The organism is Nostoc sp. CCY0012 (assembly GCF_963920855.1).
Lineage (GTDB): Bacteria > Cyanobacteriota > Cyanobacteriia > Cyanobacteriales > Nostocaceae > Cyanocohniella.
In genome coordinates this window covers 1-14,132 of sequence record NZ_CAWUDM010000132.1, presented here as the reverse complement: position 1 = coordinate 14,132, position 14,132 = coordinate 1, and the positions used below count along the sequence as shown (strand labels likewise).

At 39.5% G+C, this 14,132-nt stretch carries 14 protein-coding genes and 2 pseudogenes; 11 read left to right on the top strand and 5 right to left on the bottom strand.

Translation table 11 applies throughout. The features are described from left to right. Positions 1–53 precede the first annotated feature (53 nt). A pseudogene (locus ACM0OS_RS25375) lies at positions 54–353 on the top strand (Uma2 family endonuclease); the annotation flags it as partial. A gap of 128 nt (positions 354–481) precedes the next feature. Beyond that, a complete protein-coding gene (locus ACM0OS_RS25370; protein WP_414545950.1) occupies positions 482–649 on the top strand; it encodes a hypothetical protein in 168 nt (55 codons plus the stop codon). A 156-nt stretch (positions 650–805) separates the two neighbouring features. On the opposite strand, the gene ACM0OS_RS25365 is transcribed toward ACM0OS_RS25370, so the two are convergent. Then, positions 806–1,420, bottom strand: coding sequence for a class I SAM-dependent methyltransferase (locus ACM0OS_RS25365; RefSeq protein ID WP_414545949.1), 615 nt, complete (start codon positions 1,418–1,420; stop codon positions 806–808). Between the two features lie 494 nt (positions 1,421–1,914). Here ACM0OS_RS25365 and ACM0OS_RS25360 point away from each other — a divergent pair. From ACM0OS_RS25360 to ACM0OS_RS25325, 8 genes and pseudogenes are all read left to right on the top strand, one after another. Then, positions 1,915–2,073 (top strand): annotated as a pseudogene (locus ACM0OS_RS25360) (IS4 family transposase); the annotation flags it as partial. A 433-nt stretch (positions 2,074–2,506) separates the two neighbouring features. Next, positions 2,507–2,794 (top strand): Mo-dependent nitrogenase C-terminal domain-containing protein, encoded by a 288-nt coding sequence (locus tag ACM0OS_RS25355; RefSeq protein ID WP_414545948.1) that lies wholly within the window; start codon positions 2,507–2,509, stop codon positions 2,792–2,794. A gap of 188 nt (positions 2,795–2,982) precedes the next feature. Then, the gene (locus ACM0OS_RS25350) at positions 2,983–3,657 is read left to right on the top strand and encodes a response regulator transcription factor (RefSeq protein ID WP_414545947.1); all 675 of its coding nucleotides are present in this window, start codon (positions 2,983–2,985) and stop codon (positions 3,655–3,657) included. Between the two features lie 192 nt (positions 3,658–3,849). After that, positions 3,850–4,818 carry an arsenosugar biosynthesis arsenite methyltransferase ArsM gene (gene arsM, locus ACM0OS_RS25345; RefSeq protein WP_414545946.1) on the top strand — a complete coding sequence of 323 codons (969 nt, stop codon included), beginning with the start codon at positions 3,850–3,852 and terminating at the stop codon, positions 4,816–4,818. Between the two features lie 17 nt (positions 4,819–4,835). Continuing rightward, positions 4,836–5,792 carry an anion permease gene (locus ACM0OS_RS25340; protein ID WP_414545945.1) on the top strand — a complete coding sequence of 319 codons (957 nt, stop codon included), beginning with the start codon at positions 4,836–4,838 and terminating at the stop codon, positions 5,790–5,792. 50 nt (positions 5,793–5,842) lie between these two features. Beyond that, positions 5,843–6,829 carry an arsenosugar biosynthesis radical SAM (seleno)protein ArsS gene (gene arsS, locus ACM0OS_RS25335; protein WP_414545944.1) on the top strand — a complete coding sequence of 329 codons (987 nt, stop codon included), beginning with the start codon at positions 5,843–5,845 and terminating at the stop codon, positions 6,827–6,829. Positions 6,830–7,636: 807 nt separating this feature from the next. Then, positions 7,637–8,281, top strand: coding sequence for a GNAT family N-acetyltransferase (locus tag ACM0OS_RS25330; RefSeq protein ID WP_414545943.1), 645 nt, complete (start codon positions 7,637–7,639; stop codon positions 8,279–8,281). A gap of 1,043 nt (positions 8,282–9,324) precedes the next feature. Then, positions 9,325–9,879 (top strand): hypothetical protein, encoded by a 555-nt coding sequence (locus ACM0OS_RS25325; RefSeq protein WP_414545942.1) that lies wholly within the window; start codon positions 9,325–9,327, stop codon positions 9,877–9,879. Here the strand turns inward: ACM0OS_RS25325 and ACM0OS_RS25320 are convergent, their stop codons facing one another. Further along, on the bottom strand, positions 9,880–11,028 hold the full coding sequence (locus ACM0OS_RS25320; RefSeq protein WP_414545941.1) for a histidinol-phosphate transaminase: 1,149 nt from the start codon (positions 11,026–11,028) through the stop codon (positions 9,880–9,882). A gap of 77 nt (positions 11,029–11,105) precedes the next feature. Continuing rightward, positions 11,106–11,759 (bottom strand): YqiA/YcfP family alpha/beta fold hydrolase, encoded by a 654-nt coding sequence (locus tag ACM0OS_RS25315; protein WP_414545940.1) that lies wholly within the window; start codon positions 11,757–11,759, stop codon positions 11,106–11,108. Positions 11,760–11,914: 155 nt separating this feature from the next. Between ACM0OS_RS25315 and ACM0OS_RS25310 the strand changes: the two genes are divergently transcribed. Continuing rightward, positions 11,915–12,121, top strand: coding sequence for a hypothetical protein (locus ACM0OS_RS25310; protein ID WP_414545939.1), 207 nt, complete (start codon positions 11,915–11,917; stop codon positions 12,119–12,121). A gap of 227 nt (positions 12,122–12,348) precedes the next feature. Here ACM0OS_RS25310 and ACM0OS_RS25305 read toward each other — a convergent pair whose 3' ends face one another. Continuing rightward, positions 12,349–12,585 carry a hypothetical protein gene (locus tag ACM0OS_RS25305; RefSeq protein WP_414545938.1) on the bottom strand — a complete coding sequence of 79 codons (237 nt, stop codon included), beginning with the start codon at positions 12,583–12,585 and terminating at the stop codon, positions 12,349–12,351. 785 nt (positions 12,586–13,370) lie between these two features. Beyond that, on the bottom strand, positions 13,371–13,814 hold the full coding sequence (locus ACM0OS_RS25300; RefSeq protein ID WP_414545937.1) for a response regulator: 444 nt from the start codon (positions 13,812–13,814) through the stop codon (positions 13,371–13,373). Between the last annotated feature and the right edge of the window lie 318 nt (positions 13,815–14,132).

Sequence of the window (14,132 nt, the reverse complement as noted above, 5' to 3'; positions counted from 1 at the left end):
TCAGGCTCTATCCCTTATTAAACAAGCTGTTTAGCCTTCTTGTCACCCGTTAAGGGAGGACAGATTATTTACTCAAAAACCGTTTAGGGAATCGGGCCTGGGTATGCATTCAAGATCCAGTCCAATTAAATGAAAGGTCTGAACCTGAACCGGACATTGCTGTTGTGAAAGTAGATCCTTTAGACTACGCAGACCACCACCCTACACCACCTGAAGTTTATCTGATTATTGAGGTAGCAGACAGCAGTTTGAAAATCGACTGCGACACTAAAGCAAAAGCTTACTCCCAAGCAGGAATTACAGATTATTGGGTGCTAGATGTAACTAGCCGTCAATTGTATCCCATCTTCCGCACCCTAAACTGTCACACAACGAAAAATGGTCGTTTGGGGGTTTGGGATTAGCGATCGCCACCTAAGATTTCGACCTTTTTGTATAAAAAACATCCTAAAATGAATTCAAAAATACGAAATTACCGATTGTGACACCGGGGGGTGCGGAATGTGGGTTGTATATATTTCGGGAACCGTCTCAGGAAGGCTATCAAAGTAAGGTTGTTTTGGGTGAAGATGCGACTATTTCACCTTTAGCGTTTCCCGATTTGCAGATAATGGTTTTAGAAATGCTACCACCAGTAAGTCGGTGTTAAACGTATAGCGATCGCCTGAATTGAAACTAGTAAAAACCTGGAAATAAAATTATGTGATCATAGTTTAAATATTTGCTGATAATAAATCTGACAGCGAGAAGCATGGGAGATTGTAGGCTTCTCGCTTACCTTATAGACTCAATTTTATCATCAGTCTCAGGATGGATTAACAAAAATTGTTAGTAATACAGGCCCTAGTAAATAGTGGTGGCTTAAACACGATAATCCAGCCGCAGAGCCGAAAATTTCACGTTGCTGAGGACTGTAGAGCCTAATACCACGCGGAGAAATGGGTAATACTTGGGGTGTTGTCTCTTTTTTAGTGGTAATGTCAACTAAGTAAAAGCGTCCACCAGGAGCAAGCACCCGCGCCACTTCACCTAACACCTGTTGCGGTTCTAAATAGTGCAAAAAGCTAATAGAACTAAAGACAGCATCAAACTGGCCTGCACTAAACGGTAGAGACTCAGCTTTGCCCTCGATATAAATTAAACGTGGATGGTGGCGATTACTCAGTCTTGCCATCTGCAACATATTAGAAGATAAATCCAATCCAGTCCCCTGCAAATCGGGAAATTCAGTTGCTAAACGCTCAAGCAGGCGGCCAGTACCACAGCCCATATCAAGTACATTGGCTTGCTCTGGTAAATCGACGTATTCTAGCAACCGCTTGTGAATAGCTCGATAAATCACTGAAGGAAACAGCCAATCGTAGCTGGGCGCCCAATAGTCAAAAAGTAGCTTTTTGCCACTGATAAAGTTATGAGTCATGAATATACTTACCTTGTAACGCATTCCCCACGGATAAATCCGGGGGCTTTTAGCAGCCCTGAGAAATAGCGGTTTGGTTCCTGTGCAGGTTCCGAAACACTACCCCCCGTGCCTCTAGGCGCGGTTACGATTAAACAGAGGATGAACTCATCCCCACGCCTCAAAAACACATTGTTTTGCCCTTAGCAAGCGATGCGTTTTTACCCGCTACAAGGCTACGCGACAGCCTTTATATCTACTGGCACAACAGTTTCTGTGGGCTAACACAGTGCCTTTACCCATTTCGACACATCAATATTATATTATCTCATGAAACAATACCGTTGCCAAAATAAGAGCATGAAGAGGTAGGGCGTTTCGTAGTAGAGTTATTGTCTCTCACAACGACAACTCAAAAGCTACAATCAGCCCATGCCCGACATTTTATCATTACTACAATGCTTGCTACCGCAGATAAACGCTACGACAATGCGGCAATTGAACCAGATAATCATATTGACCTTAAGGCTCATTATCGTGGCTTTCGATATGTACATGAAATGTTAAAAATGCTTCCTCAAACCCCTGAGCCTATTTTATTAAATCAGATTTTTGCCAAGCTTACTTCTTTGGGACGTATTCATGCCGTTTCTACAGGCTTTAAAGCCTCGTAAATTGGCAACGGTATTGATGAAACACAAGTATTTTTGGACGGCGTAAAGCCCTAGCGGGCATAGCTGCGCTTACCGCGGGCTTCGTGCCTTGGGCTGCTATGAAATCGCCAACGCCTTGCCCCCATGTCTCAAGCCAGGGGCTTCCTCGACGTTGATACTCTGGTGATCTAGGTGATGTAGTAGTTGCTGGGTAGCTTAAGCCATAACCTGATCATAAAACCCGGATATCTAAGACCTTCAAGCCTTTTCCCTGACTTACCATTAACGTCTGGAATGTCAAGGCTGACATTTGTAGTTAAATGTGTTCCTGAATATGGATGTGGAGAATCAAGGAACAAAACAGCACTGCATAAAATCACAGTAACCAAGTGTATGTATTTGTAAAGGTTCCAGTTAACAAACTTAATCAATTTGACAATGAAGGGGAAAAATAATGACAAGCTTAACTCGTATCTGGTTGCATAATGACCTACTATACCCAGTTCGTGAGTATTTGGACAACATGGAAATTCATAATGCCAAGCTAGCGCATTTATTATGTAGAGCGATACCTGCCCAATGTCCCTTTGAACGAGACGTGACAATGTTTGGTCATCAGTTATTTCACATTCCAGCCATGTGTAAATTAAATCCCCTCTACGAGCAATTGGTAAGTCTGCGTTTTCGCGCGCTTTGTTATCTCGCTGATGAATGCGGTGAAGATGTCACAGCCTATTGCTAAAGTTAGGTGGTGATTTGTTCAGCAGCCATCGGTAATTACAGACTTACGGTTGTTACTTACGCCAATCTATACTAAGCTAAGTCAACCTAATTAGATGTCTGACTATTTATTAGCCTCAGTACCTCTCTAAAGTGTTATCAGTCTGTGTTGTTGCTTAACTTACCCTGCTGAAATCCTTAACATCATCTATGACGCACATCTTGCTGGTTGAAGATGAAGTCAAACTAGCGCGATTGATAGAATTGGAACTGAGTTATGAAGGCTATCAAGTCAGTGTCGCCTACGATGGACTAACTGCACTCACCGCAGCCAGAGAGTTACATCTAGATTTAGTCATTTTAGATTGGATGCTGCCTGGTTTGTCAGGCTTGGAGATTTGCCGCCGCCTGCGAAGTACTGGCGATCAGGTACCTGTAATTTTATTAACGGCTAAAGATGAAGTAAGCGATCGCGTCGCTGGTTTAGACGCTGGTGCTGATGATTACGTAGTTAAACCCTTCAGTATTGAAGAATTATTAGCCAGAGTCCGCGCCCACCTACGAAGAACTAAAGAAGCCGACGCCGCAGATATTTTAGTATTTGAAGACTTGAGTTTACATCGTCGCACAAGAGAAGTCTTTCGGGCCCAGAGGTTAATTGAGTTAACGGCTAAAGAATTTGACTTACTGGAATATTTACTCACCCATCCGCGACAAGTCATTACACGCGATCGCATATTAGAGGAAGTCTGGGGTTATGACTTCATGGGTGATTCCAATATTATCGAAGTCTATGTCCGCTACTTGCGCCTGAAACTCGAAACCAATAACGAAAAGCGCCTCATTCAAACTGTGCGTGGTGTCGGTTACGTCTTACGTGAGTGAATTATCTCTAAATCCGCTACACTTTGGGCAGGGATTCTCAATTCCCAGGTTAAGCTGATTGATGCACCCCCAAACAAGCTGAGTATGCAAGCATTTGGGGGTTATGCTGATCTCAGGAAAAACTCATTTAAATGACGATTAGTTATATTAGGATGCACAAAGTAGAACCCACACGACAAAATCAAGATTAGAATGACCTATTTAGAAACAGCCGCACAATTTTATAGTGAAGTTGCAGAAACTCCACAACTGGGGCTTTGTTGTGTTCAAAGTACTCCCCTGCAACTACCAGGATTAAAAATTCCTCAGCCAATGCAGGAAATGAACTATGGTTGTGGCACTACTGTTCACCACACTGAACTCTCAAACCAACCCACCGTATTGTATGTAGGTGTTGGCGGTGGCTTAGAAGCACTGCAATTCGCTTATTTTTCTCGTCGTCCAAGTGCTGTTATTGCCATTGAACCAGTTACTGCTATGCGAGAAGCCGCTACACGCAACCTCAAATTGGCCGCTACCGACAACCCGTGGTTTGACACCAGCTTTGTGGAAATTCGTGAAGGGGATGCCTTTAACCTCCCAGTGGCTGACGCTACCGTCGATATCGTGGCGCAGAATTGCCTTTTTAATATCTTTGAACCAGAAGATTTAAGCCGTGCTTTAAAAGAAGCATATCGGGTGTTAAAACCAGGTGGACGCTTGCAGATGAGTGATCCCATTGCCACTGCTCCCATTCCCGCGCATTTACAACAAGAGGAGCGGCTACGCGCCATGTGTTTATCAGGTGCGCTCACCTATGAAGAGTATACTCAACGCATGATTAATGCTGGTTTTGGTCAAATTGAAATTCGCGCTCGTCGCCCTTATCGTCTACTAGATACTCAGACTTACAACTTGCCCGAAAATCTACTTTTAGAAAGTCTCGATTCTGTGGCTTTTAAAATCAATATTCCTGAAGATGGTGCTTGTATATTTACAGGCAAAACAGCAATTTATGCTGGGACAGAATCCTTTTTTGATGACTCGGCCGGACATCTGCTACAGCTTGGTATTCCTGCGGCAGTGTGTGATAAAACTGCGGCTAAACTTGCCGCTTTACAACCAGCAGAAATCATGATTACTCCCTCAACCTGGCACTATAGCGGTGGTGGTTGCTGTTAACTTTTAACGCCCCAAAAATGTTAATAATTAGTTTATTTCTAGCTACGCTGTTTTTAGCTTATGCAAATGGAGCCAATGACAATTTCAAAGGTGTAGCAACGCTGTTTGGTAGCCGGACAACCAGTTATCAAACGGCCATTTTGTGGGCCAGTGTGACAACTTTTGCTGGTGCAGTGACTTCTGTTTTTTGGTTCAATGGAATAGTTGACAATTTTTCTGGACAAGGCATATTTGAGGATAAGATAGTTAACGTACCAGAGATCCATTTAGCAGTGGCAATAACTACTGGTTTGACTGTTTTAATTGCCGCCATGCTGGGATTTCCTATTTCTACAACTCACACTATAACAGGCGCGCTATTAGGTACTGGATTAGTTGCTATTGGACTCAAAGTTAATTTTTTAGTTTTAGGAAAATTATTTCTTATACCCTTATTTTTCAGTCCTATTATTGCTATTTTATTAGGAGCAGGAATTTATAAATTATTACAATATATTAATGCAAAATTGCCTTGGCAAACTAACGAACAACTAGTTGATACATGCCATTTTATTAGTGCTGGTTTTATCAGTTTTACTAGAGGATTAAATATTACGCCCAAAATTGTTTCACTCGTTCTAGTTATAGATTATTTCTCTGCTCAAGGGGGAATGCTGACAATAGCAATGGCCATGGGACTTGGTGGGTTACTAAATTCACAAAAAATTGCCCAAACTATGAGTGAAAAAATTAGCTCTATGAATAATACTCAAGGTTTATCCGCCAATGTTGTTACTGCAATTCTGAGTATTGCAGCTATTTATTTTGAACTTCCTATATCTATCACCCAAGTTTCAGTTAGTTCTATATTTGGTGTAGGATTGGTTTCTAAAAAATCTAATATGCGTATTTTTTCTCAAATTTTTATTTCCTGGATTTTGACTTTACCTGTCGCTACAATTATTGGCGGGATAACCTATCGATTATTACAATAAATTCACTTCCTGAACTTGAAATTCCACAATCTCCATAAAATTAGTTCCCTATGCAGACTATATCAACCACTCCTTTTGAAGATAAACTGAATTATCCTTTGAAAAAAAAGCAGATTTCAGTTTTACAAATTAATTTGGGTAAGCGTTGTAATCTTGCCTGTACACATTGTCATGTCGAAGCTAGTCCCAAACGTACCGAAGAAATTTCTCCCCAAATTTGCGAAGATTTAATTTCTTTAATTTATAAATTTCCCCAAATTCAGATTGTTGATTTAACTGGTGGCGCCCCAGAAATGAATTATGGTTTTAAGCCATTAGTCGAAGCAGCAAGAGTTACTGGTAAACAGGTAATTGTTCGGTCTAATTTAACCATTTATTTTGAAGAAGAATTTGATGATTTACCCGAATATTTTGCCCAACATCAAGTAAGGGTTGTGGCTTCCCTGCCTTGCTACCTAGCAGATAATGTCGATAAAATGCGCGGTAATGGTGTTTTTGATAGATCAACGCAAGCCTTACAGTGGCTTAATAAATTAGGGTACGGGAAGCAAAAAAATTTAATTTTGGACTTGGTTTATAATCCACCCTTACCTACAAATGCCAAATTTTCCTTGGCACCAGAACAAACTAAACTGGAGCAAGATTACAAAATATTTTTGCAAGAACATTTTGACATTGTATTTAACAACTTATTCACCATTACCAACCTGCCCGTTGGCAGAACAAAAATGCACTTAGAACGTCAAAAGTTGCATACTAGCTATTTGCAGTTTTTAGAGTCGCATTTCAATGGCAGTACAGTTGAACATTTAATGTGTCGAGATCAACTGTCAATCGACTACCTGGGCAATGTTTATGATTGCGATTTTAACCAGATGATGCATCTACCTGCTAGAACTCATAATGGTGAGTCGCTTACAGTTGCCAAATTGCTAGAGTTTGATAATTTAGACTTAATTAACGAGATCCAAACAGCTAGCTATTGCTATGGTTGTACTGCTGGATGTGGCTCCAGTTGTGGTGGCGCTTTACTATAATGTCATCAAACCCAAACTGTGTAACAAATTCTATTACGTGTGCATCGCTAATAATTAAATGAGTTTATGATGAGGTGAGTTAAGTCTCCTTACACCACAGTAAAAAACCGTAGAATTTGATAATTTTCTACGGTTTTTATTTTTTATTGAGGATAAAATTAAACATTAACTAATAAATTTTAAATCAAAATGCTTTCAGAATTTTCGCTTGTTGGCATTCTCAAAATGCCCTTGGGGTATAGCTTTTGCTAACTACGGAGTATTGGTTACTTGCAACAACAAAAGTAGCATAGCCACACTAGCGACGGGAAACAAGTATCCAGGGAGAGGGCAATGTTAATTTGCTTAAGTAATGCTAGCGTCATCGAGTCAAAAAATTTCGTTACCAAAATTGTTACGAGCAACTTGCCACTTTGGCATTACTTTATGATGGTACTTAGTTAAGCTCCTCACACTACACCAAAAGCTATGCAATATTATGTTGCATGGCTTTTTACTTTTTATTACCAATGCTCACGTTAAAACACTGAATTGAGCGTTGTGAGAAATCATTCAAAAAAAAGATGCAGCAAGGAAAAAAAGTAGTGTAATAATCAATCCACTCACAAAAATTCCAAAATGAGTTAAATTTGTCTGTGGTACGCTGAAAAGCCAGACCATACCCATGACTCTGTTCTGCGTTGCTCGTTCCCTATTTGCGGGGAAATAACTCATACTAAGTTAAAATCTCAATTCCCACTCAGTGTTCTAGGCTAAAGTCCTTTTTCCTATAGCTTGTACAGTGTTTGAAGATAGTTGAGAAGCTTTTTGTTTAATCAAATCAATACTAAATTAGCCTTGACATCCTGGTTTTCAGATCCTTACCACCAAGAACCATTCATACCTGCCGCCGAACAAACTTCTCGGCAATTTCAAATTCGTGCGGCTACAACTGCTGATTTGCCCAGTATTGCTCAAATTATTGCCGAAAGCTTTCACTCCCAAGATGGTTTTTGGGGATGGGCTTTTCCACTGCTACGTTTGGGTATTTACGAAGACCTCAGGTATCGCTTATCATCACCTGCACCTCATCATGTTTGTTTGGTGGCCATTGATACTACTAATGCGATTAATAAATTAGTGGGAACTGTAGAATTAGGTGTGCGCTTCAGCGATACATGGATACCCATTGGCAGAAGTTGTCCTTATCTATCTAATTTAGCTGTTCACCCCCAATATCGTAGGCATGGTGTGGCTTCAAAGCTACTGATTAGCTGTGAGAACTTCTCCCATGAGTGGGGATTCCAAGATTTATATCTCCATGTTTTGGAAAATAACCATCAGGCCCGGCAACTTTATTTCAAGTTGGGATATAAGGTGCATAAATTAGAATCTAATTGGAATAAATTTTTCTTCAGACGTTCCCAGCAGATATTGTTGCACAAGCATTTAAGATTTAATTCAATTATTTAAAATTATTTTGTTGATATACATCAATTGTTTGGTAAACAAAGTCTTCTGAATAGAATCTCAGTGAGCTAATGTCAGGTTTAAGGTCACAATATCATGACGAATGCCATTATGAAGACACTCATTGTTTGACTGAAAATTTGGCAAACTAGCTGACATTTACGTAAATAAGTTCAGGGTTATTTGCTCGCTACGACTAAAATATACTCCCAGTTTTTCCCCGCAAATCACACCTAAATTGTAGAGATTATATTTTTATGTAGGCATAATCAAGAGATAAATTGTTAGTGCTGCTATGTTTAAGGCTATTTTTTACATATTTTTGTGATGATAATCTTATGAATGTATTAAAAAATTAACCGAACTCTGTGTCTGAGAGTTAAACATTTTATGTTACGCAGATTAGGAAAAACAGCGAAACAGTCAATAATTTTAAATATGCAAGACCTATAATAGATCAACCGTAAAATTACGCTTAATTACATTTAAATTCCTCATATAAGACTACTCTTTGATTTTTGTTAGCGTAGCCTGTGCTTTGCGCTTACAGATGCGTAGTGGCATGACTCAATTAAAAGGATGCAAAAAATTGGAGTTGGAGAGTCACGACTTGGGGCTGCTTTGCCGACTTGTAGCAAGTGGCAGTTGACTTTAGGAAACCCAACGTCATTGGCAGTGTTGGGTGGCGCTGCGCTTAACCAACCTACATCTAATACACTATTTTAGCTTTGTCATGTCACGACAATACTGGATTTTTTTTTATAAATCAAACCTAATTCCCATAGTAACTTTGTATTTTATATATTCATCTTTATAAAAACTTTAAAAAAATCAACCTTTTTACAGCGACAAATCCCATGAAATCCCATAGAATATGATTAATTATTTGCTGATTCAAAGCTTGTTTTTTATAACTTAAGTTAAAGTAAGCAGTAAATTTTGATCATCAAAAAACTTTAAGAAACATCAAAAATCTAATTTAGTTTAATGGCAACTTCCTATCTGAAGTGCATACAACTACCAAATTAATCCCAATTTCAAGAAAAATGGATAGCGAAAACTACCAACGCTATCAAGCTGCTATGGTATCCACTTACTGCCCTGACACTAGTTTCCTTGACCATATTGTCATGCCAGATGGAACTGAGCAATCATATGGCTCGCATATCCTGACACTTCTGCACAGTGGAAAGGTTTTCGTGGTCAATAGTCGTAAGCGCAATGGATTAATACTCTTTAAACGCTACCATGCAGAATTTGCTGGGCCAGGTGCAGCCGTGGGCGGGAATTACGATGGTGATTGTGAAATGGTATTGCCTATAGGTAATTTGTCTTTATTAACTCCGGAATCGTATGAAGAGCGCCAGAAGGCTTATTTGATTAGGCGACAGTGGATTCGGTTAATCAAGCAAATTACAGAAAACCCGCTGCCTCAGCAGCGAGTCCAGAAGATTTTAGATCAATTTGAACAATACTTTCCCTTAGAAATGGTGGCGCAGATGCCTGATATTGTCTTTGCTCTTTTAGTGGGGGTGTTGCCACAAACTGTAGGAACAGTACGTCGTTTAGGCAACACTGTAGACGGTAGACTCAATTACTGATTAGGATTCGAGATTGGCTAAAGCAGCTTGTATTCTATTTAAGGTGCGAGTATTTTCTTCAGCTGTGCCGATTGTAATTCGCAATCCTCCACTAATTTGGCGGACAAGAGTGCCAGAACTTCTGAGTTTTTGGTGAAAATTGCTTAAAGTCGCGTTTTGTGTATCCGAGCCATTTGGTTTGAGACGCAGGAAAATAAAGTTAGCCGTACTTTGTGTCACTTGTAATGCTGGATATTCTGATAAAGCTTCTATAAGTTTGGCTCGTTCATTTAAAGTTGGCGGAATTGACTCTAGCAAAAGTTGGCTATTTTGCATAGCAGTTAAGGCCGCAGCAATTGAGAAACTGGGGAGATTGTAGGGCAAGCGGACTTTTTCTAAGATAGCGATCGCCTGCGGATGAGCGATACAATAGCCAACGCGCAAAGCTGCTAACCGAAAGGCTTTGGAAAAGGTGCGGAGTACAACCCAGTTAGGATACTGCGCTAATTCACCCACTAAAGTATTTTGGCTAAATTCAAAGTAAGCTTCATCAATCACCACCAAAATCTGTTCACTTAAACTTCTTAACCATGTTAATTCCGCCGCAGTTAAACAATTACCTGTCGGGGAATTGGGATGCACAACGAACACCACCCGAATCGGCGGATTGTCAGTTTGTTCTAGGGCCGACTGTGCAGCTTTTAAGTCAATTTCAAAATTCTCTGCATTTCTGTCTACCGTCACTACAGGAATCCCCAAAGTCTTGGCCAAAATCCCGTACATCGAGAACGTGGGATTGGCGACTAAAATTGAACCCTCTCCTCCCAGACAGGTGGCGATCAATAAAGAGCGAATTAGTTCATCTGAACCATTGCCCACAGAAATATTAGCAGCCGTGAACAAAGATGAGGCAACAGATGCTGACTGATTGACATATTGAGCGATCGCCTGTTTCAGTGTTTCGTGTCCACCATCGGGATAACGATTAGTTTCAATTACCTGTTGATACGTCCAAGCCAGCTTTTCTTTTAACTCCGGTGGCAAATCATAGGGGCTTTCGTTTGTATCCAGCCGATCAAGCTGCGCGGGAACGGCTGCGTCTGTATCGCTGCTGGGGTGGGGTTTATACGCTGTGAATTGGGCTAAATCTGATCGGATGAAGGGAAGCATATGATTTAATTCGTAATTCTTAATTATGGAGTTCTCAGGAGAATATATATTTGTAGGCTTTGTTGAGAGAGTTGGTTTTATATTGTAGAGCTTCCGGGTAACTGACAGAATCGGTAAATTTCTGACCACATTTCTGCCATGACGTTGCCTAAGGAGTGATCGCTATCGAGTTCGACTAATTCCACCCAAGGGCGCGATCGCATAAAGTCTCGACTGGCTGTAATGGGGATGACTTCATCCTGTTTGCCATGCAAAATCAGTGTGGGTATGGGGCGTTGTAATATCTTCTCTTGGTATTGAGCTGCGTCTGTGACGAAATCGTAACTTAGCGGTAGCGATCGCCCTTCTCCATAGTGGTAAATCATCCGGTATTTTTCTTGTTGCCAACGTTTGATTTCTGCATCTCCTAGTTTGAGCAACCAATGGGATAAAAAACCAAAAGCTGGTGCTAGCAAAACCAGGCGTTGTACTTGTGGATATTGCTGTGCCAAGTGGGTAGATGTCAAACCACCTAAGCTTGAGCCTATTAGGGTTACTGGTACAGAATCATTGGGAAACTCTGCTGCTACTTGTTTTAGCTGACGCGTGATGGTTAGGTGGGAAAAATCGCCAGCATTTAAATCGGGAACTTGGAGTTTTATAGGAATTTGGGCAAAGCGATCGCTCATATCCTGTGCTTTGGCAGATTGAGGACTGGAAGCAAAACCGTGTAGGTAGATGTAGTAATTCACTGATTAGCTTTGAAACTATTACAGGTGATTAGTACTAAATAATACTTTTGACAGAGGAATAAATCAGGCATAACCAGATTCTGGATAGATAAATTTGTATTCCTCAACTGCTTAAAATGATGCCAACAAGATTAAATCACGGAATTTCATCAGTTATGTCTAAAGATAAAGAGAAAAAACAAAAATCTAACGAAGAAAATACTACTCCCAGTGCTTCTGGCGGTTATCAAACTCCGGTTGAGCCAAGTATTCGTAAGACTGGCAATGCTGCTAATACAGATACAACACCCGGTTCTGAACCAGAATCCCCCGGTGAGGACACTGTAGCGGGTAGCCCTAACCAGGGAACTGAATCCCGTTAAATTGTTGGAAATGACCCAAGTTGCCATAATTTCATTGGGTCTTTTCTTGTACATATCATGTAAAAATTTAATTAACAAAAAAATATTAAAGGGTGCCTCAAACTCTATAGCCGTTTTTAATTAAAATAAAAATATTTTCTGATGACTTTTTGATTTCCGATTTTTCAGGCTAATTTAGGCGATCGCACCACAATTTACCGACCAGTGCGATCGCTCATACGAGAGTCTTAAATTACAGCTTCATCACGTTGGCAATCAAAAACAATCATGAAGGTGGCGTTGGGTGTGGTTTGGCTTAAATGCTGCATATAGCCATCTGCATCAGAACGACTCCGAAAACGAGCCACAATTTCTCGTTGTGTATCAGGAAGGAAACGAGCGATCGCCCAAGAATTAAGGCGTGCTTTGTAAGCAATTGGTTGAGTTTCTGAATTGGCAGCTTTGTAATCAGTATTTTGTGGCATGGTTTATGTTAATCGTGTGAAGTTTAGTTAAGTACGTAACTGAATCTTGTGGCAGGGAATTTTAAGGCATTTTTTTAGTGATGCTGCCACCTTGTTATTCGATTATTTTTAGATTGTCAATACTGAGGGTTACATTTGAGACTAGATAACTTGAAATTTTCAATTAGTAATAAATTGCCCAGCTTTAATTTGCCACTCAGGTAAAGAATCAAGCTTGATATGTGACAATTTTTCTTACTGAAAAACTGCTGAATTTCTTTAGCTTACAGCAGCATAACCTTTGCTGTAGAGGTTTATGCAATCTGCGGGATAATTTATGTTTGTTATTGGTATACCCAGGGTATAAAGTCTACTTAAATATCAACACATATATTTAGCATCGGTAACCGTAGTCCAAATATTTTTTTGTCTCAAAAAATACTACTCCTTTTAAATTTTCTCAGAGAAACTAATGTAATTACTTAAGGATAATTTGCACTATAACATTCATAAGTTATTAATGAAAGTAAATAAACTAAGTTGATAGTTTTTATCGCTTTTTAAAACCTCAAATTTAATTGTCTATTTTACCTGTAAACATCCAAATATTACATTACTTTTTTACAACAAAACTATAATTAAATATTATTTATAAATATTATTGAATTATTGAAAATATTTAAAAATAAAAACTTTCTGTTTTTTACTTGATCAATTCTTAAGATATCTATCAACAGACTTTTGTCAGCCTGTTGATATTAATTTATTTTATAAAAAATCTTAGCAATGACACCTAATAGTAAAAATCAAGATTTAAGTAAATAGCGATCGCCTACTAAACAAACTGCTTGTTGGGATCTAGCCAGATTAGCAACCTCATAAACTAATTCATCTAAGTTTATGGGCTTACATAGGTGTTTTTGAAAACCTGCGGCCAACGCATATGTCCGATCTTCTTCCTTAGCCGCTCCTGTCAGAGCAATAGCCGGAATACATTTTCCTGACGCTGCTACCAAATTTCTTATTTTGGGTAGTAGAGAGTAACCATCTTCATCTGGTAGACATATATCGCTAATTAAAATATCTGGTTGAAAATGAGATATTACTTTTAGAGCCTCACTTGCTGAACTTACAGCTATCACCTTTGCGCCTTCTAATTCAAACAAGATGGTGAGCATTTGTCTAGTATCAGTGTCATCATCAACGACGAGCAAGTTTAAACCATCAATAGAGAGGGATTGAGTATACATGAAACATTACCTCTTGTAGTTCTAGCACCCTGAGCAACAATGGCATCCAAGGGCAGGCTCTTGTAAAGAATATTAAATTGCTCAACAATTGTCAGTTTACATAAATTTACGATCGGGCGTCTGTCCGGTTTCGTACATATAAATAACGGACAAATATTTATTTATGTCTCACTGAGATTAAGCCCCTTACCTATAATTCTATTAAATTGCTCTTTCATCACTTGATAACACTCGCAGGAAGTGTGTTCTAAAGCCTGGCGATTATCAATACTGTAGCCAAAAAAAGAGTATAAAAAAAAGGGCTGATGTAGTAGAGTT